This window comes from Yoonia tamlensis (genome assembly GCF_900115105.1).
GTDB lineage: Bacteria > Pseudomonadota > Alphaproteobacteria > Rhodobacterales > Rhodobacteraceae > Yoonia > Yoonia tamlensis.
Window position 1 is genome coordinate 449,842 of record NZ_FOYP01000002.1, and the last position, 20,272, is coordinate 470,113.

Here is a 20,272-nt window from a genome sequence, read left to right on the forward strand (position 1 = left end):
TAATCACCAAAATTGCGTATCGGAAGGGATCGCCGTGAAAAATATGGATTTGGTCGGGAAAACCCTACTTATTACTGGCGCAAGCAGGGGTATTGGCGCCGCAACCGCCCGTGAATTTGCCGCACGCGGTGCAAATGTCGCGCTTGTCGCGCGCAGCACGGATGAAATCGCGGTGATCGCGGGGGAAATCGGGGAAAAGGCGCTGGCGATTCCTTGTGATGTGTCGCGCCATGCCGAAATAGAGGCCGCCGTGAACGCGACCGCGCAGACATTCGGCGGGCTGGATATTTTGATCAACAACGCGGGCGTTGTGGACCCGATCGGTGATCTGGCCGATGCCGACCCCGATGCATGGGCGCGTGCGATTGATATCAATCTCAAGGGTGTGATGTACGGGATGCGCGCAGCACTTCCGGGCATGATTGCCCAAGGACACGGCACGATCATCAATATATCATCCGGCGCAGCCCACGGTCCCGTCGAAGGCTGGACGGCCTATTGCAGTTCCAAGGCGGGGGCGTTCATGTTGACCCGTGGGGCAGATCTGGAAAACCGCGCCAAGGGCGTACGGATCCTGGGTCTTTCGCCGGGGACCGTGGCGACACAGATGCAGCGCACGATCAAGGCTTCGGGGGTGAACGCGGTCAGCCAACTTGACTGGTCCGATCACATCCCGCCCGAATGGCCTGCAAAAACGCTCGCTTGGATGTGTACCCCCGCGGCAGATACCTATCTGGGGCAGGACGTCAGCCTGCGCGAACAATCAATCCGCGAACAGGTCGGGCTGGTATGATCCGATACGCAGTCACCGGCGATCTGTGGCGCATAACCATTGACCGCCCCGAAAAGGCGGGCGCGTTGACCCGCGATATGCTGGCTGAACTGGCCGAAATCGCGCAGCGTGCGACCCCCGCAAAAGCTGTGGTTTTTACCGGAACAGGCACTGTTTTTAGTGCGGGCGCCGATCTTGATCAGGCGCGCGCGGGGCTGGCGGTCGATCCGGTCTGGGAACAGTTGTCTAATGCTGTGGCCGCGCTGCCCGGCCTGACGGTTGCCGCGCTAAACGGGACTGTGGCTGGCGGGGCGATGGGCATGGTTCTGGCCTGTGATCTGCGGATTGCGGTGCCGGAGGCAAAATTCTTTTATCCGGTGATGAAGCTTGGTTATTTGCCGCAGCCGTCTGATCCGGCACGGTTGGCCGCACTTGTCGGGCCGGCGCGTGCCAAGATGATCCTGATGGCAGGCCAAAAGATCACGGCCCAAGAGGCGCTGCAATGGGGGCTGGTTGATCGCATCGTGCCAGCCGACGCGCTGCCCGACGCGGTTGATACGCTGACCCGCGATGTCATGGCAGCACAGCCTGCCCATATCGCACGGATCAAAGCCATGGTTCCGGCACAGCGCGGCGGTCTTGCAACGTGACAGATGCGCTGGTGATTGGGGCGGGCCCTGCCGGATTAATGGCTGCCGAAGCGCTGGGCAAAGCTGGGTTTGCGGTGACGATTGCCGATGCAATGCCGTCGGTCGGGCGCAAATTCCTGATGGCGGGAAAGTCGGGTCTGAACCTGACCAAAATGGAACCAATGGATGATTTTCTGGCGGCCTTTGGTGCTGCACCGCCGCAGTTGCGTGCCGCGCTGGCAGATTTTGGCCCCGATGCGGTGGCGGATTGGGCAAAGGGACTGGGCCAGCCCTGTTTTGCCGGATCAACCGGACGGCTGTTTCCGGTCGCCATGAAAGCATCGCCATTGCTGCGCGCATGGCTTGCGCGGCTTGACGGTTTGGGCGTGAAACTGCGCACGCGCTGGCACTGGCAAGGCTGGCAGGAAAACGTGGCGGTTTTTGATACGCCCGCAGGGCGGCAGACCGTGTCTGCCAAGGTCACAATCCTTGCGCTGGGTGGGGCGAGTTGGGCAAAGTTAGGGTCGAATGGTGCATGGGTGCAGCATTTCGCGGCAGATGATCTTGCCCCGTTTGCGCCGGCGAATATGGGGATACTGGTTGACTGGTCGGATCACATGCAGCGCCACTTTGGCGCGCCCGTCAAGGCGGTCAAGCTGACGGCTGGTGCGCAAGAAACACGCGGGGAATGCGTGATTTCCGCGCGCGGGCTGGAAGGTGGCGGGATATATATGCTGTCGCGGGCGCTGCGCACGGGCGCAGATTTACATGTTGACTTGCTGCCCGATTGGCCGCTGGCGCGCGTGCGCGCGGCATTGTCGAAACCGCGCGGCAAAACCAGTCTTTCCAATCATCTGCGCAAGGTGCTGAAGCTTGATCCGGTGCGGATTGCGCTAATGTCCGAATTTGGCCGCCCGTTTCCCGATGACATCGCGCCCCTGATCAAATCGCTGCCCGTTGCACATCGCGGCCCGCGCCCGATGGACGAGGCGATATCAACCGCTGGCGGATTGCGTTTTGATGCGCTGACCACAGGGTTTATGCTGCGCAATCGTCCGGGCGTGTTTTGCGCAGGCGAAATGCTTGATTGGGAAGCACCGACAGGCGGTTATCTGATCACGGCGTGTCTGGCTACCGGTGCAAAAGCTGCACAGGGCGCAAGAGAATACGCAGCAGGGCTGTAGCATTCTTTCGGGCGGCGGGTTAGACACGCTTAACGCCAGTACGGAGTACCGATTATGCGAGCAAAAGCATTTCTTGCGACAACCGCTTTGACAACAGTGATTTGCAATCCGGCCACGGCGCAAACTGCTGATTTGAACTATGGGCAGTTCGGCTTGCCGGGGCTGGTCGATATGCCCATCGCGCAAAGCGCTCCTGAAGGCGAAATTGCCAGCACGATTGTGCTGCGCGATGGGTTGTTCCGGCTGAATTTTGCAGGGCAGTTGACCGACCGGCTGTCGGGTAGCGCAAGCCTGACTGTCGCAGATATTTATGACGGCACTGGCATCGGGATCGACGAAGGCGAATTTGAACGGTCATTTAGCCTGCAATACCGGTTGATCAACGAATCCGAATATATGCCGGCAGTGGCGATCGGGATGCGCGACTTTTTGAATCCCGGGCGGTTCCAGTCCGAATATGTGGTGGCTACAAAATCGATCGGTGACAATCTGGCTGTGACAGCGGGGCTTGGCTGGGGCGCCATGGGCACACACGGCGGGTTTGATAACCCGATTGGCAGCCGCCCGACCCGACCCACGTTTGATGAAACCACCCCCGAAGGGCAGCTTGCCACCGACCAGTGGTTCGCAGGGGATGCCGCGTTTTTTGGCGGCGCGTCCTATCAGATCAACGACAAATGGGGCGTTTTGGCGGAATATTCATCCATCGCTTACCCCCAAGAGGCCTACGCCCCCGTTCTGGATGTCAGCAGCCCTTATAATTTTGGCGTGACCTACCGGCCGCTTGATGGTGTGCAGCTGACGCTCGCGTCGCTGCACGGCAGCGCGGTTTCGCTGTCCGGCACATTTGTCCTGAATGCCAACAACCGTCCTGGCATGAGCGGTATCGAAGGTGCGCCCGCGCCGATCAAAGTGCGCAGCGAAAACGCGCGTGCTGCCCAGACATGGGACCGCAGCGCACTGCCTCCGGCGGCCTTGCAGGCTGCGCTACAGGCGCTCTTGGATGTTGAAGGTATCCGCCTGACAGGGCTGGAAATCACCGACACGACGGCACGTGTACGCTATGAAAACAACCGCTACCGGTCACAGGCACAGGCATTGGGCCGCGTGTCACGGATGATGACGCAAATCATGCCTGGCGCGGTCGAAACCTTTATCCTTGAACCTGAACAGCGCGGTATTCCGCTTTCGGCGACGACGATCCGGCGCAGTGATCTTGAGGCGCTTGAAAACCGCGGCGGCGCCTCTGAGGCGATGTTCGCACGCGCGCAATTCTCTGATGCGGGCACAGATGCGGGGCTCACCGAAATTGCACCGCAAACGCCGGCCTTTTCATGGGGGTTCAGCCCCTATTTCGCGCTCAGCTCGCTTGGCTCTGACGGCGGGATGTCGGTTGACGGGGGCATCAAATTGCAGGCGCAATACAGGATTTCACCGCAAACGGTTATTTCGGGCGCAATTGTGCAAAGTCTGTTGAAAAATGACGGGCTTGATCCTGTGGTGGATTCAACCCCGCAATTGCAGAACGTTCGGACCGATGGCGGGTTTTATGGTGATGACGGGGTGCCGGTGCTGCAAAGCCTTGCGATCACCCATTACGGGCGGCCAGGCCCAAATCTTTATAGCCGCGTCAGCGCGGGCTATCTTGAATCCATGTATGGCGGTATATCGACGGAACTGTTGTGGAAACCTGTCGACAGCAGCTTCGGGCTTGGTGCCGAACTGAACTATGTGGCGCAGCGCGATACCGACATGGGGTTCGGCTTTGACGAATATGATTACGACGTGCTGACCGGACATGTATCTGCCTATTACGATTTCGGCGGCGGGTATCATTCGCAGCTTGACGTGGGGCGGTATCTTGCGGGCGATTGGGGTGGCAAGATCACATTGGCGCGCGAATATGATAACGGCGTCGAAATCAGCGCCTATGTGAGCCAAACAGAGGTCAATTACGAAGATTTCGGTGACGGGTCCTATAACAAGGGCGTGCGGATTTCGATCCCGCAGGATTTCCTGACCGGATCACCCAGCCGCAAGGATTATGGCGCCACTTTGCGTTCACGCGTGGGTGACGGTGGCGCGATGTTGAATATTGACGGGCGTTTGTATGACATCGTACGCGACGCGCACCGTGATGATCTGAATGATACTTGGGGACGGTTCTGGCGATGACATATCTGTTGAAAACGGGCGCAGCCTTGGGCGCGTTTCTTGCTTTGGCGTCTTGCGGATCGCTTGGCCAAAGCGGCATTGGCGCACGGATCACGGGGATGATTACCGGTCAGGAGGCGGCACCCGCAGCACCTGAAAACGCGCTGGTCCCGGCCGAAGAAATGCTCGCCAATCCGGGCAAGTATGTGCGGGTCAATATCCGTGACCAAGGTGCGTGGGTCTCGTTGATGCAGGTCGCCCAAAATGGTGCGCGCACGACATGGATCGGCCAAAGTAATATCAGCATGACGTTTGAAAACGGATTGCTTGTCGCGACACGCGGATTGCCACGCGATCTGTTGGGTTCGGATGTGACGCAATCATGGGACGCCATCACAAATGGCGGCGGCAGTGCCGAACGGCGGCAGGACTATATCACGGATCAGGACGGGATATCGGCTGTACTGTTGCAATGTAGCATCGAATCCGAGGGAAGTGAGCAGATCACCCGTGAAGCAATCACCTTTGAAACCACGCGTTTCAAAGAGGTCTGCACCGGAGATGCGCTGACTTTTACCAATATTTATTGGGTTGGCCGGCAAAACAGCATCATCCGCAGCCTGCAGGCCGTATCGCCTGACGCCGGCTACCTGCAAATTGACGTTTTCTAGACGCATTCAAAGCGCTTGGTTTTCGCATTTTGCCCTGATTTAGTTAGGGGTATGTGGACCGCCACGATGTGGCACACCACCCCTGCATGAATTGGAGTACCGATATGCGCCTTACAACGACACTTGCCGCCGCAGCTGCATTGGCTGTTTCCGCTGTTTCCGCTCAGGCAGGCGGCATGACCGCACCCGTCATGGACGCACCGGTCGAGGTTGCCGCAGAACCGGCCCCTGCCGGCTCTTCTGTCAACAGCGCATTTATTGTCATTGGTGTGATTGCGGCGCTTTTGATTGCGTCACAACTGGGCGACGACGAAGATTAATTTCGGGTGATCCGATCAAGATGAAAGGCAGACCCGCGCGTCTGCCTTTTTCGTTTAGCGCCGCGCCATCATGGCCAGCCGCAAAAGCGTGCGCTCCATCAGCGGGCCTTGTGGTGCAGTGCTGGCCGAGCGCAGTTGCAGATCGACATCCGTCAGCGCCGTGAGCGCGCGTTCCAGTCGCGGGCGGCCCCAATGGCTGGCTTGGCGAACGATCTTATCGCGGCGTGGCCCAAACACAGGCGGGCGTAACCGGCCAACCCCTGCAGCCGGACCACCAGGATCAGACGCAGCAGCGTGGAGCCGCCGGAAATGACGCATCGCGCCGATACACAGCGCCACAGGCGTGACCCCTTGCGCGTAAAGGCTGGCCAACACCGGACCAAGCCGATCAGCCTGCCCAAGCGCCACGACCTCTAGCACGTCATCCACGTCAACCTCGGCTGATTGCGGTGCATTGCGCGTGACTTCGGTGACGGTCAACGGGCTGTCGTCGCCCAGCTTGTACAGGTTGATCTTTTCCAACGTCTGCCGGAAATCGCCGGGTTCAAGCGATGTGGCCAGCGCCATCAGCGCATCCATGACATCGCGTTCGGGCTGCGCGATTCCCGCCTGTTTTAACCCGCGTTCAATGTCATCCATCGACGGCGGGTCGTCATAAATCCCGATTGCCATGGCGTTACGATGGTTTTCAAACAGCTTGCGCAGGGCCGATTTGGCCGTCAATTGTCCGGCGGTCACGACAATCTGCGCATCGCCCGGTTTCCAATCGACCAATGCGGCTGTGATCGCCTTGGCGGCGGTGACATCGGTGGCGTCTTCGACAAAGGCAACGCGGTGACCAGGGAAGAACCCTTGCGCCTTAAGCGCATCATCAAGCAGCGCCGGATCCTTGCGCAAATCCGTGGCGGGCAAGCGGGTGAGCCGCATTTCGTCTTCGCCATCGGGACCGATCAGCGCGGCAATTGCCTGCTGGCGTTTTTCGGCCACGCGCATCGGGTCAGCGCCAAAAATCAGCAGCCCCGTATGGGTTGGGTCAGGCTTGCGGCAATAGGCTGTAGCGGCAGCACCTGACAGCTTCATGGCGTTAACTGCGGTTCAAGGATCAAAAGGCGGTCCACAACCATATCGGCCAGAATAACCGATAACCGCGCGTCGGCATCCACTGTTGCAGTTTGGGTCGCGACGGTTGACCCGGTTGCAGAATAGCTGGTGAACGCGTCAACCTGCCCCTGCGCGACCTCTTCGCTGCTTGCGCTATCTGTCAGGGTCCAGCGCGCGGTTCCGGTCACGTTATAACGCGTTGTGTCGCCGTCCTCGGCGATGGCGGCGCTGCGCTGTGCGCGGGTTTGTGTGACCCGCAAAAGATAGCGCGGGGCCGTTGCCAGCCCCAGCCGTTCTTCAAGCTGCGCGCCAAACCGGTAGCCCGCAACGGTTTCATCTGTCTCGAATGCGATCAGGCCCCGCAATCCGGTTCCATTGCCATAGACAGGCGCAAAACCGCAGCCACCCAAGGCCAAAAGCCCGAGGATGGCAAAACGACGCGATGGCAGGTTAGATGACAATGTTCACAATCCGTCCCGGTACAATGATCAGTTTCTTTGGCGCGCCGCCGTCCAGCGCCTTTTGCACGGCGTGGTGGTCCATCACGATAGCTTCAATTGCGGCTTTGCTGGCATCTGCGGCAACCTGAATTTCGCCGCGCCGCTTACCATTGATCTGGATCGGCATCGTGACGGTATCTTCAACCAACATGGCCTCGTCTGCAACGGGCCACGGGGTTGTCGCAATCAAACCTTCGCCGCCCAAGAGCGCCCAGATTTCTTCGGACAAATGCGGGGTCATCGGGGACATCAGTTGCGCAAGGGTGCGCATGGCTTGGGTCTTGGCGGGTTTTCCGGCTTTGGATTTGGAAATCACAGCAGTGAACCCGTAAAGCTTTGCAATTGCGGCGTTAAACCCAAATGTTTCGACACCCATCGTCACATCGTGAATCGCCTTATGCATGGCGCGCAACAAATCATCATCGCCTTGACCTGCGCCGTCTTCCATCGCCGCGATATCACCCGCAATGCGGAACACGCGCGACAGGTGTTTATGCGTGGCTTCTGCGCCAGATGCAGTCCATTCAACGTCCCGTTCTGGCGGGCTGTCGGATAGCACGAACCAACGCGCGGTATCAGCGCCGAATTTGGCAAGAATGTCGTCGGGGTCGACCACGTTTTTTTTCGATTTCGACATTTTCGCAGAGGGGATGATTTCAACCGCGGTACCGTCTGCCAGTTTCCCGTCTTTCACATCCTCGGGGAAGTGATAGGTCGGGCGGCCATCGGTGCCGGTGGTCTGGTAAATCTCGTGCGTCACCATGCCTTGGGTGAACAGGGCATTGAACGGCTCTTCGCAGCCTTGCGGAAGGTGCCCCGTCATACGCATCGCGCGCGAAAAGAAGCGGCTGTAAAGCAGGTGCAGAATCGCATGTTCGATCCCGCCGATATATTGGTCGACGTTCATCCAATAGGCGGCGTCATCCAGATCGGTCGGGGTGTCTGCGTTTGGCGCTGTAAACCGCGCGTAGTACCAGCTGGAATCGACGAATGTATCCATCGTGTCGGTTTCACGCTGGGCGGGTTTTCCGCAAGACGGGCAAGCGCAGTTGCGCCATGTCGGGTGACGGTCAAGCGGGTTGCCAGGGATGTCAAACGTCACATCGTAGGGCAATTCAATCGGCAGGTTTTCTTTCTTTTCAGGCACGGCGCCGCAGTCGTCACAATGCACGATCGGAATCGGGCAGCCCCAATAGCGCTGGCGGGACAGACCCCAATCGCGCAGGCGGAATTTGGTGACGCCTTGGCCAATCCCGTTCGCCTCGCAATGGGCAATCGCGGCGTCGACGGCGGCGTCGCCTGTCTGGACGGTGTCGCCAGCGAAACCTTTGACATAGGTGACTGTTTCTGATTTCGCGGGCGTGTAGGCCTCTGTCAGTGCTGTGTCTGCATCCGCATCGGGCAGGAATGTTGCGGTGATCGGCAGCCCGTATTTACTTGCAAAGTCAAAGTCGCGTTGATCATGCGCGGGGCAGCCGAAAATCGCGCCGGTCCCGTAATCCATCAGAACGAAATTCGCGATATAGACAGGCAGTTCGGACCCATCAAGTGGATGTTTCACGGTCAATCCGGTGTCATAGCCCAGCTTTTCAGCCTTTTCGATGGCTTCGGCGGTGGTGCCGCCTTTGCGGCATTCGGTGCAGAAGGCTGCGACCTTATCGTCCTTGGCTTCCAGTTCTTTGGCCAACGGGTGGTCCGGTGAAATGCCGACAAATGACGCGCCCAGCAATGTGTCGGGGCGGGTGGTATATACTTCGATTTCGCCGCCGTCGGTGCGCTCAAACGCGAACTGTAGCCCGCGCGATTTGCCGATCCAGTTGGCTTGCATCAATTTGACCTTGGCCGGCCAGTCATCAAGGCTATCAATGGCGGTGAGCAGTTCTTCGGAATGGTCGCTGATCTTGAAAAACCATTGCACCAACTCGCGGCGCTCGACCTCGGCGCCCGAACGCCAGCCTTTGCCGTCGATGACCTGTTCGTTCGCCAGAACGGTCATGTCGACCGGATCCCAGTTCACCACGGCCTTTTTGCGATAGATCAGCCCTTTGGACAGGAAATCAATGAACAGGGCCTGTTGCTGGCCATAATATTCAGGGTCGCAGGTCGCAAATTCGCGGGTCCAGTCGATGGACAGGCCCAGCGGTTTCATCTGCGCTTTCATGTCGGCGATATTGTTGTAGGTCCAATCCTTGGGATGGCCGCCCGATGCCATCGCGGCGTTTTCCGCAGGCATCCCGAATGCGTCCCAGCCCATCGGGTGCAGCACGTTGTGGCCTGTGGCCAGTTTATAGCGCGCGATCACATCGCCCATCGTATAGTTGCGCACATGGCCCATGTGGATGCGGCCCGACGGGTAGGGGAACATCTCTAGCACGTAATACTTTGGCTTGTCGTCGCTGCGCACAGCCAGAAATGTCTGGGCGTCGGCCCATGCGGATTGCCATTTCGCTTCGATATCGGCGGGCGTGTAGGAAGTCATGGGATCGGGTCTTTCAAGAATGAAAACGCCGGGCGAAACGGCCCGGCGGATTTGATAATCGGGCGATATGCCGCGGCGCTAAAGCGCGCCGTCAGCAATACGAAGCTGCCGGGCGCGCGAGAGAATCGCATCTTCGACGGCTGTTTGGGTTTCAATGGAAACGGGGCCATTCCGTGTTTGCAGCACAAGCTGCAATGAGCGCGCATCAAGTGCGGGATCAATCACGCGGATCGTCGCGCGGTAGGCGGTGCCGCCGCCCGGCGGTGTGCCAAAGCCGGTTGAAATCACGCCGGTAAACGGGTCAGCCGATTCGACAGGCAGGAAATCAAGCACATCAAGCGCGGCCGCCCAGATATAGCGGTTCACCGCAACGTTTTCGGCGCCTCGTGGCGTTGGGGTGGCCACAGCACCGCCGCAAGATGCCAGCGTTCCGATCAATAGGGCCGTCAGACCCGCGCGCATAATTGTAATCATCGACGTCAAACCATTTCCCCTTTGCCGGGATACTTTGTCATTGACGAAATATGTAGCGAAGCACGGGGCGGGTCACAAGCAATTATGCGCAAAACCGCAGGCTTCAAAAGCAAAGAGCGGCCCCAAAGGACCGCTCTCGCTTAACCTAGATGGTTCGTTTCACTTAGAATGTGAAAGAAACTTCTACAGTTGTACCTTCTTGGTAGTCGCCTGAGCCGATTTCGTCAGCTTGGTCGCCATCTTCGTCAGCAGCGTAAGTAACGAGCAAGGAAGCGCCGTTACCGAGGTCGTATGTACCGCCGACGTGGTAGTCAAAGTCGTCGCCTTCGTTTTGGTTTTCAACACCACCGAACAGAGCGATACCGTTGCCCAGGTCGTAGCCAGCGTTGATCGCCCACTTTGATGTGCCTTGGTCGTCTTGGTAGTCAACAGAACCAGAGATCGCGCCTTCAGCGTAAGCAACGTTGACGCCGTAGTTTGGCTCGTCGCCGCCTGTGCCTTCTTCAGCAACATAGTAAGCAGTCGCTGTTACTGGGCCGAATGGGTAAGCAACTTTAACACCTGTAGATGTCGCGCTGTCTGTTTCGTTAGAAGCATATGCAACAGTTACAGTTGCACCACCGAATGTGCCGCCAGCAGAGATACCGAACACTTCGTCAGCGTTGAAGTCGCCGTTGCCGTCAGCGTATGCTGTTTCTTCTTGGTAAGCAGCTGCAAATGTGAATGCGCCGAATGAACCGGAAACACCAACAGCAAGTTGCTCAACAGTGTCATTAGCATCGTCGATCAGGTAAGAGATAGAAGCGTCTACATCACCGAATGAAACGTCGCCGCGCAGTGCAGCAGAGTCATGGTCAGTTGTGAAAGCGTCAGCTTCCATGTCGCCAGCAGAAGCCCAGTGCTTTGTCGCAACGCCAGTGTCACCGAAGTACAGGCCAGCTGTGTCAGATGTCAAAGACAGAACGAAATCAGAAGAAGCGAGGTCTTGACCGAAGTCGTCAGCGGATGTTGAGTTGTCGCCATCGATGGTGATTTCGAAGTATGCGCCAGCTGTCAGACCGTTGTCGAGTTCCTGAGTCGCAGTAACTTGAAGGTTACCTTCCCAATAGAAGCCGTATTCGTTGTCGCTAGTAGAAGCAACTGTATCGTTGTAGCCCAATGTGCCGGACAGAGCGTGTGTCACTTCAGCAGAAGCCGCGCCAGCAAGGACGACGAGTGCTGTAGTTGTAAGAAGGGTGCTTTTCATGGATTTATTCCCTCGTGTGTTTTGCATTCCCAAGAATGCCAGTTTCCCTAGCATTGAGGTGTAAGTGCGCCGATTGGCTGTGACACTCAAGTAATTTTGGACCCTATTTTGCGAGTTGGCGCAAAATGATGCATCAAGGACACACAGTGTTTTGTCCGGTGACATCACCTGCATTCCCCTTTATTTCGGCCCGAAACGTGACGTGACCCTTATTTACAGGAGCCTTACATGCCCCTTGCCGATATTCAGGACAAAATCCGCGCATCTTGTGATCGCGCGGGCCGCCAATATGCAGATGTGACCCTGATTGCAGTGTCAAAGGTGCAGCCGGATGCGCGGGTAGCCGCCGTTCTGGACGAAGGGCAGCGAATCTTTGGCGAAAACAAGGTGCAAGAGGCCGCCGGCAAGTGGCCCGCGTTCCGGTTGCAATATGATGACATCAAACTGCACATGATCGGCCCGTTGCAAACCAACAAGGCGCGTCAGGCGATGGAACTGGCCCAAGCAATCCATACGGTTGACCGCCCGAAACTTGCCACGACCATAGCGCGTCTGGCGCAAGAAACGGGTGCCTGTCCCGACCTGTTTATTCAGGTGAACACCGGAGAAGAGCCGCAAAAAGCGGGTGTCTTGCCTGCCGAAGCTGACGCATTTGTGGCGCAGGTGCGCGCGCTTGACCTGCCGCTGCGCGGATTGATGTGTATTCCGCCCGTGGATGAAGAACCCGCGCTGCATTTTGCGCTGCTGGCCAAAATCGCCGCGCGCAACGGGCTTGCGGGTCTATCCATGGGGATGAGCAGCGATTTTGAACGCGCGATTGCATTGGGCGCGACCCACATTCGCGTGGGTTCGGCCATTTTCGGCGACCGCGTGCCAGCGTGATGACAGACTATAACCCACCGCAAGACCCGCTTGTCATTCTGCACGACGATCACGAGGTCGTTCTGGTCGATAAGCCCAGCGGGCTGCTATCTGTGCCAGGCAAGGGTGAACATCTGGCCGATTGTCTGATGGCGCGGGTCAAGGCGGTGTTCCCGCAAGCGCTGCTTATCCACCGGCTGGATCGGGACACATCGGGCGTGATGATCTTTGCACTGACGCCGCATGCGCAGCGGCATCTCGGGCTTCAGTTCGAAAAACGCCAGACCAAGAAAACCTATGTCGCGCGGGTCTGGGGCGAAATGGCGGAAAAGACGGGCACCGTTGATCTGCCGCTGATTGTGGATTGGCCAAACCGCCCGAAACAGATGGTTGACCATGAAAACGGCAAGCAAGCAGTAACCGACTGGCGCGTGCTGCGCGCTGGTAACGGCGAAACGCGCGTGCGCTTGATGCCAAAAACCGGACGGTCACACCAATTGCGCGTGCATATGCTGGCGCTCGGGCATCCGATATTGGGCGATCCGTTTTATGCCGAAGGTCCGGCAGGCGATTTCCCGCGCCTGATGTTGCATTCCGAAACCCTGCAATTCCGGCATCCTGATGGCGGGCAGGGCATGCGGATCACCGCGAAGTGTCCATTTTAGTCGCACCCCATAGCGCATTTGCAATTGCAGGCCTATATACAGGGCAACGCAGTTCAAAACAGGAGCGAACACATGGGCCTACGTATTAATGACACCATCCCTGATCTGACAGTTGAAACGGATCACGGCACCATTTCCCTGCACGACTTTGTTGGTGATAGCTGGGCCGTGCTGTTTTCGCACCCCAAGGACTTTACCCCCGTCTGCACCACCGAATTTGGCGCTGTTGCGCAATTGGCGGACGAATGGGCAAAACGCGGCACCAAAGTGCTGGGCATCAGCATCGACGGTGTTGAGGACCACAAGAAATGGAAAGGCGATATCGAAGCCGTCGCAGGTACCAAGGCAGGTTTCCCGATTGTCGCGGATGAAGGTCTGGAAATGGCCAAAGCTTTCGACATGCTGCCAGCCGAAGCCTATATGCCCGATGGCCGCACCCCAGCCGATAGCGCGACTGTGCGCTCTGTTTTCATCATCGGGCCGGATAAAAAGCTGAAACTGTCGATGACCTATCCGATGACCGTGGGCCGCAACTTTGCCGAAGTCCTGCGCGCGCTCGACGGGTTGCAAACTTCCGTGGGCCAAGGCGTGGCCACACCCGCAAACTGGAACGTTGGCGATGACGTGATCATCCCGACATCGGTCAGCGATGCGGACGCCAAAGCAAAATACGGTGAATTCACAACCGTGCTGCCATACCTGCGTATGACCAAGCTGTAAGTGACCTATCAAATCAATTGAAATGCCCGCCAATCCGGCGGGCATTTTGCGTTGTGGCGGGCGAATTTCCGCGTGTCTTGGGTTTGAGGCTGACCAAGATGAGCCTAGGATTTGATCGCAGCGCAGGCTATTGGTTGGAAAACAAAAGAGGTAAGCAGATGTTCCGCAGTGCAATTTCAATGACTTTTGCTTTGGTGTTTGTCGCAAGCTGCGGCTTGTCCGGTGGGCGCACGGTGGTGCAGGGCACAGGAGATGAGCTGCTGAAACTGCGCGCGGGGCCGGGGCTTGGGTTTAACATCATCGTCGGCCTGCCGGACGGCACCCCATTGAACCTGCATGAATGCGTGACCGAAGTCGGACAACGCTGGTGCCGGGTCTCACTATCGGACGCGCCGCAAACTACGGGCTATGTGTCAGCGGATTATCTGTCGCGGAGTTGAAACAGCCTTAAGCTCTGTCCCGCGCTGATGTCAGGTAGCTGACCGTGGTCGCATTTCGCGTCCGGTCGGGTCAGTATCCAAAACAGATTCATGCAGACCGCCAATAACTTCATCGGTCGGCGCGAATTCGTCGTTGGTTACAACAAGTGCCCACCCCAATGCGCCAACGCGTTCTTCGTCCTCTGGTGTCAGAGAAGGATCGTCGAGCAAATAGCAAAGACCTGTGATCATTTCAGCTTGCGCATTGCGGACCACGTCGACGATATCCGAACGCGCGACACCCAATTCCAACATCCGCCCAATCGCGTGACCTTTTCCCGAAAAAGGGGCGTCTGGATGACGGCGCGCTGCCTCTACCTCACGGTCGATCCAGCTATCATCCTGCTCATCGACAGTTTGGGCCCAAGCCTGCTTAAGAAATAGATACCTATGAAGCTGGGGGATTCCCTCGCTGACCTGTGAGACGGCCAATTGCTCGGGCGCGCGCGCGCCGAGTGCGCTAAAGATCTCGGTCAGCGCTTCTTGACTATTATCCATGAACAGAATCCCCAAGAGTTTATCAAATTGTTATGGATCAAGAGCTGCGCAATCAATAGCCAAAGCGTTCTTGTGCGCGCATAGCGCTGTGCCTGTCCGTTGGTGGTCTGATCTCCCTTGGGCATGCTCCCCCAAAACCACAAAAGGCCCCGGTGTTTCCACCGGGGCCTTTGTTATTTCAAAGCAGCGAAGATTACTCTTCTGCGGGTGCTTCTTCTTTGCCAGTCTCTTGGTTCACCATTTTCATGGCCAAGCGTACTTTGCCGCGGTCGTCAAAGCCGAGCAGCTTGACCCAGACTTCTTGACCTTCTTTGAGAACGTCAGACGGGTGGTTCAAGCGGCGGTTTTCGATTTGGGACACGTGGACAAGACCGTCGCGTTTGCCAAAGAAGTTCACGAACGCGCCAAAATCGACAAGTTTCACAACTTTGCCTTTGTAGATCACGCCTTCTTCTGGCTCTGCCACGATGGAATGGATCATGTCGTAGGCGCGTTTGATCGCTTCGGCGTCGTTAGATGCCAGTTTGATCACACCGTCGTCGTTGATGTCGACTTTTGCGCCGGATGTTTCAACGATCTCACGGATAACCTTACCGCCGGAACCGATGACTTCACGGATCTTGTCGGTCGGGATCTGCATTGTCTCGATCTTTGGCGCGTGCACAGAGAATTCCTGCGCGCCGGTCAGGGCTTTGCCCATCTCACCAAGGATATGCAAACGGCCGGCTTTCGCCTGATCCAATGCTTTGGACATGATTTCAGGTGTAATACCCGCAATCTTGATGTCCATTTGCAGCGATGTGATGCCGTTTTCGGTACCCGCAACTTTAAAGTCCATATCGCCAAGGTGGTCTTCGTCACCCAAGATGTCGGACAGAATGGCGTATTCGCCGTTTTCTTCCATGACCAGACCCATGGCAACGCCAGCGACTGGTGCCTTGAGCGGAACGCCCGCGTCCATCATGGACAAGGAGCCACCACAAACGGATGCCATTGAAGACGAGCCGTTGGATTCAGTGATCTCGGACACCAGACGGATGGTGTATGGGAAATCGGTTGCCGCAGGCAGAACCGCCTGAAGCGCACGCCATGCCAGTTTGCCGTGACCGATTTCACGACGACCCGGGCCAGACACACGACCAACTTCACCAACGGAATACGGCGGGAAGTTATAGTGCAGCATGAAGTTAGATTTATACATGCCAGTCAGCGAGTCGATCATTTGCTCGTCGTCGCCGGTGCCCAATGTGGTCACAACCAGACCTTGAGTTTCGCCGCGCGTAAACAGGGCAGAACCGTGGGTCCGTGGCAGGATACCGGTTTCAGAAACGATCGGACGGATCGTGTCGAGAGCACGGCCATCGATCCGCTTGCCGTTTTTCACAACGTCGCCGCGCAGAACGTTTGATTCCAGTTTCTTGAGCGCAGCGCCCAAGTTGCCGTCTTCTTTTTGCTCGTCGGTCAGCGCGTCAACGATGGATGCTTTGGCAGCAGCAACAGCGGCGGTGCGCTCTTGCTTGTCGGTGATCGCGTAGGCGGCGCGCATTGCGTCCTCACCAGCCGCTTTCACAGCAGCAGACAGATCGGAATAATCTTCTGGCTGGAATTCGAACGGTTCTTTTGCGCAATCTTCGGCCAGATCAATGATCAGGTCGATCACGGGCTGGATTTGTTCGTGGGCAAAGTTCACCGCGCCCAGCATCTCAGCTTCTGACAGTTCGTATGCTTCGGATTCAACCATCATCACGGCGTCTTTGGTGCCGGCAACAACAAGGTCCAAACGCTGCTCTGGGTTCATACGCAGGTTGTGCATGTCGTCGATTTCAGGGTTCAGGATGTATTCACCATCCACAAAACCAACGCGACAAGCACCAATCGGGCCACGGAATGGCGCGCCGGAAATTGTCAGCGCAGCAGAGGCAGCGATCATTGCAACCATGTCAGGGTCGTTGACCATGTCATGTGACAACACTGTGCACATCACCAGCACTTCGTTCTTGAAGCCAGGGACAAACAGGGGGCGAATTGGGCGGTCGATCAGGCGGGATGTCAGCGTCTCTTTTTCGGTTGGACGCGCTTCGCGCTTGAAAAAGCCGCCTGGCACTTTACCGGCGGCGTAGTATTTTTCTTGGTAGTGAACGGTCAGCGGAAAGAAATCCTGACCCGGTTTTTGGGCGCGTGCGAATGTCACGTTTGCCATAACGCTGGTTTCACCCAACGTGGCAATGACAGAGCCGTCAGCCTGACGGGCAACTTTACCCGTTTCGAGTGTGAGCGTATCCTGCCCCCACTGCATCGATTTTTTTACTTCGTTAAACATCATGTTTTCCTAGTCGGGCCGCAGCCCATTTTGCGTAGGGGGCGTATTCCCCCTCATTCCGGTATCTTCTTTGTCAGGCGCTGGAATGCGGGCGCCGGTCTCTCAAGATTGTGGGGCCATAGCGGAAATTTGTTGTTTTGGGAAGGGGGGCGATGATCTGCATTTACCACAGGATCAGGCGTAGCTGCCCTATCCCACGCAACACAAGAATCGCAAAACTGCGGGCGCATTAACAAGAATGGACTGAATTTGTGGTTTGAGCCCTAGTCGGAGTTCCGCAAGTACCAGGTTTGAAATCAAAAACGCCCACCAAATGGCGGGCGTTTGAAAGCTTTGTCTGAACGATCCTGGCCGGATTAGCGGCGCAGGCCCAGACGTTCGATCAGCGCTTGGTAGCGGGCTTCGTCTTTGCCTTTGGTGTAGTCCAAAAGCTTGCGACGCAGCGCAACCATTTTCAGCAGACCACGGCGACCGTGGTTGTCTTTTTTGTGGGTCTTGAAGTGTTCTGTCAGTGTCGCGATGCGTGATGACAGGATAGCAATCTGTACTTCGGGCGAACCTGTGTCGCCTTCTTTGATTGCGAATTCTTTCATGATCCGTGCTTTGTCTTCTGCAGTAATCGACATCGGGGTCTCCTTATATAAAAGGGTGAATGGCGCGATCCGGGATGTCGTCCAGAAAGGCCCGTGGAGGTATCCGCCAAGCGATTCCTTGCGCGGATGGCTGCGTTTAAGAGGATTCCGACAAAAAGAAAAGCAATTTATAGCGCGACAAGCGTCACGGCAGTAAGATCAAGGCTTGTGACATTTACCAGCGTCGCGACCGCAACACCGTCTGCCAGAACGATCAGCCCACCATCTGACAAAACGGTGCTGAGCGCTGGCGGCGCGCCGGAATAGCTGATTTCAAGCTGGTCTTCGCCTGCGCTAAAGTCTTCGATAATGACGTCCCGATCAACATGCAGCACGAACCGGTCAGCGCCGGTGCCGCCATTCAAAATGTCGCCCGTGCCGCCCGACAACACGTCATCACCGGCCCCGCCATTCAGAAAGTCGCGGGATTGATCGTCTGTATCGCTCAGAATGTCATTGCCTGCGCCGCCGTGCAGCGTGTCCGCGCCGTCGCCGCCGACCAACAGGTCATCACCAAGCGACCCAAGCAGCATGTCATCGCCAGCGCCCCCATAAAGCACGTCATTGCCGCCGCCGCCATTCAGGCTGTCATTCCCGGCCTGACCAAGCATGACATCATCGCCGATATGCCCGAATATATTGTCGTCCCCGTCGCCGCCATCCAGATAATCATCGCCAGCGCCACCGTGCAGTTCATCATTGCCCGCATTGCCAAAGATGGTGTCGTTTCCATCCTGTCCGTCAAGATGGTCATCACCGCTGCCGCCGCTGATGTTGTCGTCAGTTTCACCGGAAACCACGATCATATTTTCGTCCATCTGGTCGATCAAATCGTTGATGGGGATAATTTCTTCTTCTTCCGCTTGCGGGTCATCTTCGGGGGCGCTGTTGCCGGCGTCCGCCGCTTCATCGTCATCATAGTCGATCAGCATGATTGCCGACATCGTGACGCCCAAAAGTCCCAAAATAGCTAGCATAACCTACCCGCATTGACCCGAGTCGGATTGACCCAAATTGCAGTGGCCACTTTAACATGAACAAAGGAAGAACGTGCGGGAATTCTGTAGAAATGGTTAACGCGTCCAGGGTTCGGGGCGTTGCGCATAGCGGATATAAAGCGGATGCTTGGGGTGGCCGTGTTTGGTCAGGCCGAGGTGGAAAACCGGTTTGCCCGTCTGCCAAAGCAGGTCGGCCGTTTGAGGCCCGCGGTTCAGATAGGCGCCATGCGTGCCCCAAGCCGCAATGATCTGATCCGCCCAAACGGCAGCGTCGCGCAAGATACGGTCGTTGTCTGGACCAACCGGTTCGGCTGCCTTGCGCATCTGTTGCGGGTCGGTGTCGCGCCAGGCAAAGATATTGACGACCCGAAACGCTCCAAACCCCAATGTGCGGGCGCGGCGTTCGCAGCGTTCGACGGTCGGGTCGTTGTGGATCTCGGTCGCTTTTGACGGGTTGAGCATCACGAACAGCACGCGTTTTCCCGCAGCGTCCCAGCAGCGCGTCAGTGCATAGCGGTAGCTGTCACAATCCGAATAGACCGCGGATGATTGCGCCTGCGGGGTGTTATGTGTGCGTGTGATCATCCGGCATTTGTGTAAGGTGGATCTTGATCCACCCTACGCCACAAAAACGCGGCTTGGCTGGATTTCGCCGCCGCGGTAGGTGCCGACAGCGATGGCTTTCCCCTCGAAGGATGCCCAGACCTCTTCGCCATATTCAACGCCCGAAGCGATCACAGAGGCGGGGTTTCCATTGCGCAATTTGGCCACGCTTTCGGCAAGGCAGCGCACCTCTGGCAGGTCTTCAAGCCCGACCTCGAGCGGCTGCAAAAAGGCGTCCAGTTCCGGTGTTCTGGCCAGCGCATCTACCTGATCAAGCGTGATCCCGTCCGAGGCTTGAAACGGGCCCGACCAAATCCGGCGCAGCGATTTCACATGCGCCTTGCAGCCCAGCGCATCCCCCAGATCACGCGCAATCGCGCGCACGTAGCCGCCTTTGCCACAGGTCATTTCCAGCACAACATGATCCGCGTCGGGGCGATCAACCAGCAACAGCTCTTCGACCCACAAAGGGCGCGCGGCAAGCGCCATTTCTTCGCCGTCACGGGCCTTTTTATAGGCGCGTTCACCATCGACCTTAACGGCAGAAAACTGTGGCGGGACTTGCATGATATCCCCGATAAATGCGCCAAGCGCCGCTTTGATCGTCTCGTCATCCGGGCGGTCATCGCTAGAGGCGATCACTTCGCCTTCGGCATCATCGGTGTTTGTCGCCTGACCAAGCCGCACGATGAATGTATAGGCCTTTAGCGCGTCGGTGATATAGGGCACGGTTTTTGTGGCCTCGCCCAATGCAACGGCCAGAACCCCTGTCGCCTCGGGGTCAAGCGTGCCCGCGTGGCCCGCCTTTTTGGCGTCAAGCGCCCAGCGGACCTTGTTCACCACCGCGGTCGAGGTCAGCCCAGCCGGTTTATCCACGACCAACCAGCCTGAAATATCGCGTCCCTTGCGTTTGCGCGCCATCGTCAATTCCTTTGTCAGATTGCGCGCTAGCTAGTGCGCGCAGGC

Annotated in this window: 21 protein-coding genes; 10 read left to right on the forward strand and 11 right to left on the reverse strand. The window is 57.4% G+C overall.

Annotated features, from left to right (window positions below; translation table 11 throughout):
- Window positions 1-43 precede the first annotated feature (43 nt).
- The 6 genes from BM320_RS14060 (at window position 44) to BM320_RS14085 (ending at window position 5,730) form a co-directional block, all read left to right on the forward strand.
- On the forward strand, window positions 44-793 hold the full coding sequence (locus BM320_RS14060) for an SDR family oxidoreductase (protein WP_090201314.1): 750 nt from the start codon (window positions 44-46) through the stop codon (window positions 791-793).
- Window positions 790-1,422, forward strand: coding sequence for an enoyl-CoA hydratase/isomerase family protein (locus tag BM320_RS14065; RefSeq protein ID WP_090201316.1), 633 nt, complete (start codon window positions 790-792; stop codon window positions 1,420-1,422). Before BM320_RS14060 ends, BM320_RS14065 begins: the two co-directional genes overlap by 4 nt.
- Entirely contained in the window at window positions 1,419-2,585 is a 1,167-nt protein-coding gene (locus BM320_RS14070) for a TIGR03862 family flavoprotein (protein ID WP_090201317.1), read from the forward strand. The genes BM320_RS14065 and BM320_RS14070 overlap by 4 nt, the downstream gene beginning before the upstream one ends.
- Window positions 2,586-2,639: 54 nt before the next feature.
- Window positions 2,640-4,760, forward strand: a complete 2,121-nt coding sequence (locus BM320_RS14075) for a YjbH domain-containing protein (RefSeq protein WP_090201319.1) — start codon at window positions 2,640-2,642, stop codon at window positions 4,758-4,760.
- Window positions 4,757-5,410 carry a YjbF family lipoprotein gene (locus BM320_RS14080; RefSeq protein WP_090201321.1) on the forward strand — a complete coding sequence of 218 codons (654 nt, stop codon included), beginning with the start codon at window positions 4,757-4,759 and terminating at the stop codon, window positions 5,408-5,410. The genes BM320_RS14075 and BM320_RS14080 overlap by 4 nt, the downstream gene beginning before the upstream one ends.
- A gap of 104 nt (window positions 5,411-5,514) precedes the next feature.
- Window positions 5,515-5,730 carry a hypothetical protein gene (locus BM320_RS14085; RefSeq protein ID WP_090201322.1) on the forward strand — a complete coding sequence of 72 codons (216 nt, stop codon included), beginning with the start codon at window positions 5,515-5,517 and terminating at the stop codon, window positions 5,728-5,730.
- Window positions 5,731-5,784: 54 nt separating this feature from the next.
- Here the strand turns inward: BM320_RS14085 and holA are convergent, their stop codons facing one another.
- The 5 genes from holA to BM320_RS14110 form a co-directional block, all read right to left on the reverse strand.
- Entirely contained in the window at window positions 5,785-6,810 is a 1,026-nt protein-coding gene (gene holA, locus BM320_RS14090; protein WP_090201324.1) for a DNA polymerase III subunit delta, read from the reverse strand.
- Complete coding sequence (lptE, locus tag BM320_RS14095; protein ID WP_242651064.1) at window positions 6,807-7,292, reverse strand: LPS assembly lipoprotein LptE; 486 nt, start codon at window positions 7,290-7,292, stop codon at window positions 6,807-6,809. The genes holA and lptE overlap by 4 nt, the downstream gene beginning before the upstream one ends.
- Window positions 7,282-9,810, reverse strand: a complete 2,529-nt coding sequence (leuS, locus tag BM320_RS14100; protein ID WP_090201326.1) for a leucine--tRNA ligase — start codon at window positions 9,808-9,810, stop codon at window positions 7,282-7,284. Before leuS ends, lptE begins: the two co-directional genes overlap by 11 nt.
- A gap of 78 nt (window positions 9,811-9,888) precedes the next feature.
- On the reverse strand, window positions 9,889-10,284 hold the full coding sequence (locus BM320_RS14105) for a DUF3576 domain-containing protein (protein WP_090201328.1): 396 nt from the start codon (window positions 10,282-10,284) through the stop codon (window positions 9,889-9,891).
- A 163-nt stretch (window positions 10,285-10,447) separates the two neighbouring features.
- Complete coding sequence (locus tag BM320_RS14110; RefSeq protein WP_090201330.1) at window positions 10,448-11,530, reverse strand: porin; 1,083 nt, start codon at window positions 11,528-11,530, stop codon at window positions 10,448-10,450.
- A 228-nt stretch (window positions 11,531-11,758) separates the two neighbouring features.
- Between BM320_RS14110 and BM320_RS14115 the strand changes: the two genes are divergently transcribed.
- From BM320_RS14115 to BM320_RS14130, 4 genes are all read left to right on the forward strand, one after another.
- Entirely contained in the window at window positions 11,759-12,412 is a 654-nt protein-coding gene (locus BM320_RS14115; RefSeq protein ID WP_090201332.1) for a YggS family pyridoxal phosphate-dependent enzyme, read from the forward strand.
- Window positions 12,412-13,056 carry an RluA family pseudouridine synthase gene (locus BM320_RS14120; protein WP_090201334.1) on the forward strand — a complete coding sequence of 215 codons (645 nt, stop codon included), beginning with the start codon at window positions 12,412-12,414 and terminating at the stop codon, window positions 13,054-13,056. The genes BM320_RS14115 and BM320_RS14120 overlap by 1 nt, the downstream gene beginning before the upstream one ends.
- Before the next feature lie 72 nt (window positions 13,057-13,128).
- On the forward strand, window positions 13,129-13,776 hold the full coding sequence (locus BM320_RS14125) for a peroxiredoxin (protein WP_090201336.1): 648 nt from the start codon (window positions 13,129-13,131) through the stop codon (window positions 13,774-13,776).
- A 158-nt stretch (window positions 13,777-13,934) separates the two neighbouring features.
- Entirely contained in the window at window positions 13,935-14,216 is a 282-nt protein-coding gene (locus BM320_RS14130) for an SH3 domain-containing protein (RefSeq protein ID WP_090201579.1), read from the forward strand.
- Window positions 14,217-14,246: 30 nt separating this feature from the next.
- On the opposite strand, the gene BM320_RS14135 is transcribed toward BM320_RS14130, so the two are convergent.
- The 6 genes from BM320_RS14135 to truB form a co-directional block, all read right to left on the reverse strand.
- Entirely contained in the window at window positions 14,247-14,753 is a 507-nt protein-coding gene (locus BM320_RS14135) for a hypothetical protein (RefSeq protein ID WP_090201339.1), read from the reverse strand.
- Between the two features lie 193 nt (window positions 14,754-14,946).
- Window positions 14,947-17,073 (reverse strand): polyribonucleotide nucleotidyltransferase, encoded by a 2,127-nt coding sequence (gene pnp, locus BM320_RS14140; protein ID WP_090201580.1) that lies wholly within the window; start codon window positions 17,071-17,073, stop codon window positions 14,947-14,949.
- A 356-nt stretch (window positions 17,074-17,429) separates the two neighbouring features.
- Window positions 17,430-17,699, reverse strand: coding sequence for a 30S ribosomal protein S15 (gene rpsO / locus BM320_RS14145; protein WP_090201341.1), 270 nt, complete (start codon window positions 17,697-17,699; stop codon window positions 17,430-17,432).
- Between the two features lie 134 nt (window positions 17,700-17,833).
- The gene (locus BM320_RS16570; RefSeq protein WP_278246435.1) at window positions 17,834-18,682 is read right to left on the reverse strand and encodes a calcium-binding protein; all 849 of its coding nucleotides are present in this window, start codon (window positions 18,680-18,682) and stop codon (window positions 17,834-17,836) included.
- Between the two features lie 96 nt (window positions 18,683-18,778).
- Window positions 18,779-19,288 carry a DUF1643 domain-containing protein gene (locus BM320_RS14155; protein ID WP_090201345.1) on the reverse strand — a complete coding sequence of 170 codons (510 nt, stop codon included), beginning with the start codon at window positions 19,286-19,288 and terminating at the stop codon, window positions 18,779-18,781.
- A gap of 33 nt (window positions 19,289-19,321) precedes the next feature.
- On the reverse strand, window positions 19,322-20,227 hold the full coding sequence (truB, locus tag BM320_RS14160; RefSeq protein WP_090201347.1) for a tRNA pseudouridine(55) synthase TruB: 906 nt from the start codon (window positions 20,225-20,227) through the stop codon (window positions 19,322-19,324).
- Between the last annotated feature and the right edge of the window lie 45 nt (window positions 20,228-20,272).

Excerpts from the sequence above, each read along its gene's own strand:
- BM320_RS14060 (WP_090201314.1), top strand. The coding sequence starts at position 44 with ATGGATTTGGTCGGGAAAACCCTACTTATTACTGGCGCAAGCAGGGGT.
- BM320_RS14065 (WP_090201316.1), top strand. The coding sequence starts at position 790 with ATGATCCGATACGCAGTCACCGGCGATCTGTGGCGCATAACCATTGAC.
- BM320_RS14075 (WP_090201319.1), top strand. The coding sequence starts at position 2,640 with ATGCGAGCAAAAGCATTTCTTGCGACAACCGCTTTGACAACAGTGATT.
- BM320_RS14080 (WP_090201321.1), top strand. The coding sequence starts at position 4,757 with ATGACATATCTGTTGAAAACGGGCGCAGCCTTGGGCGCGTTTCTTGCT.
- BM320_RS14085 (WP_090201322.1), top strand. The coding sequence starts at position 5,515 with ATGCGCCTTACAACGACACTTGCCGCCGCAGCTGCATTGGCTGTTTCC.
- holA (WP_090201324.1), bottom strand. The coding sequence starts at position 6,810 with ATGAAGCTGTCAGGTGCTGCCGCTACAGCCTATTGCCGCAAGCCTGAC.
- leuS (WP_090201326.1), bottom strand. The coding sequence starts at position 9,810 with ATGACTTCCTACACGCCCGCCGATATCGAAGCGAAATGGCAATCCGCA.
- BM320_RS14105 (WP_090201328.1), bottom strand. The coding sequence starts at position 10,284 with ATGATTACAATTATGCGCGCGGGTCTGACGGCCCTATTGATCGGAACG.
- BM320_RS14110 (WP_090201330.1), bottom strand. The coding sequence starts at position 11,530 with ATGAAAAGCACCCTTCTTACAACTACAGCACTCGTCGTCCTTGCTGGC.
- BM320_RS14115 (WP_090201332.1), top strand. The coding sequence starts at position 11,759 with ATGCCCCTTGCCGATATTCAGGACAAAATCCGCGCATCTTGTGATCGC.
- BM320_RS14120 (WP_090201334.1), top strand. The coding sequence starts at position 12,412 with ATGACAGACTATAACCCACCGCAAGACCCGCTTGTCATTCTGCACGAC.
- BM320_RS14125 (WP_090201336.1), top strand. The coding sequence starts at position 13,129 with ATGGGCCTACGTATTAATGACACCATCCCTGATCTGACAGTTGAAACG.
- BM320_RS14130 (WP_090201579.1), top strand. The coding sequence starts at position 13,935 with ATGTTCCGCAGTGCAATTTCAATGACTTTTGCTTTGGTGTTTGTCGCA.
- BM320_RS14135 (WP_090201339.1), bottom strand. The coding sequence starts at position 14,753 with ATGGATAATAGTCAAGAAGCGCTGACCGAGATCTTTAGCGCACTCGGC.
- pnp (WP_090201580.1), bottom strand. The coding sequence starts at position 17,073 with ATGTTTAACGAAGTAAAAAAATCGATGCAGTGGGGGCAGGATACGCTC.
- rpsO (WP_090201341.1), bottom strand. The coding sequence starts at position 17,699 with ATGTCGATTACTGCAGAAGACAAAGCACGGATCATGAAAGAATTCGCA.
- BM320_RS16570 (WP_278246435.1), bottom strand. The coding sequence starts at position 18,682 with ATGCTAGCTATTTTGGGACTTTTGGGCGTCACGATGTCGGCAATCATG.
- BM320_RS14155 (WP_090201345.1), bottom strand. The coding sequence starts at position 19,288 with ATGATCACACGCACACATAACACCCCGCAGGCGCAATCATCCGCGGTC.
- truB (WP_090201347.1), bottom strand. The coding sequence starts at position 20,227 with ATGGCGCGCAAACGCAAGGGACGCGATATTTCAGGCTGGTTGGTCGTG.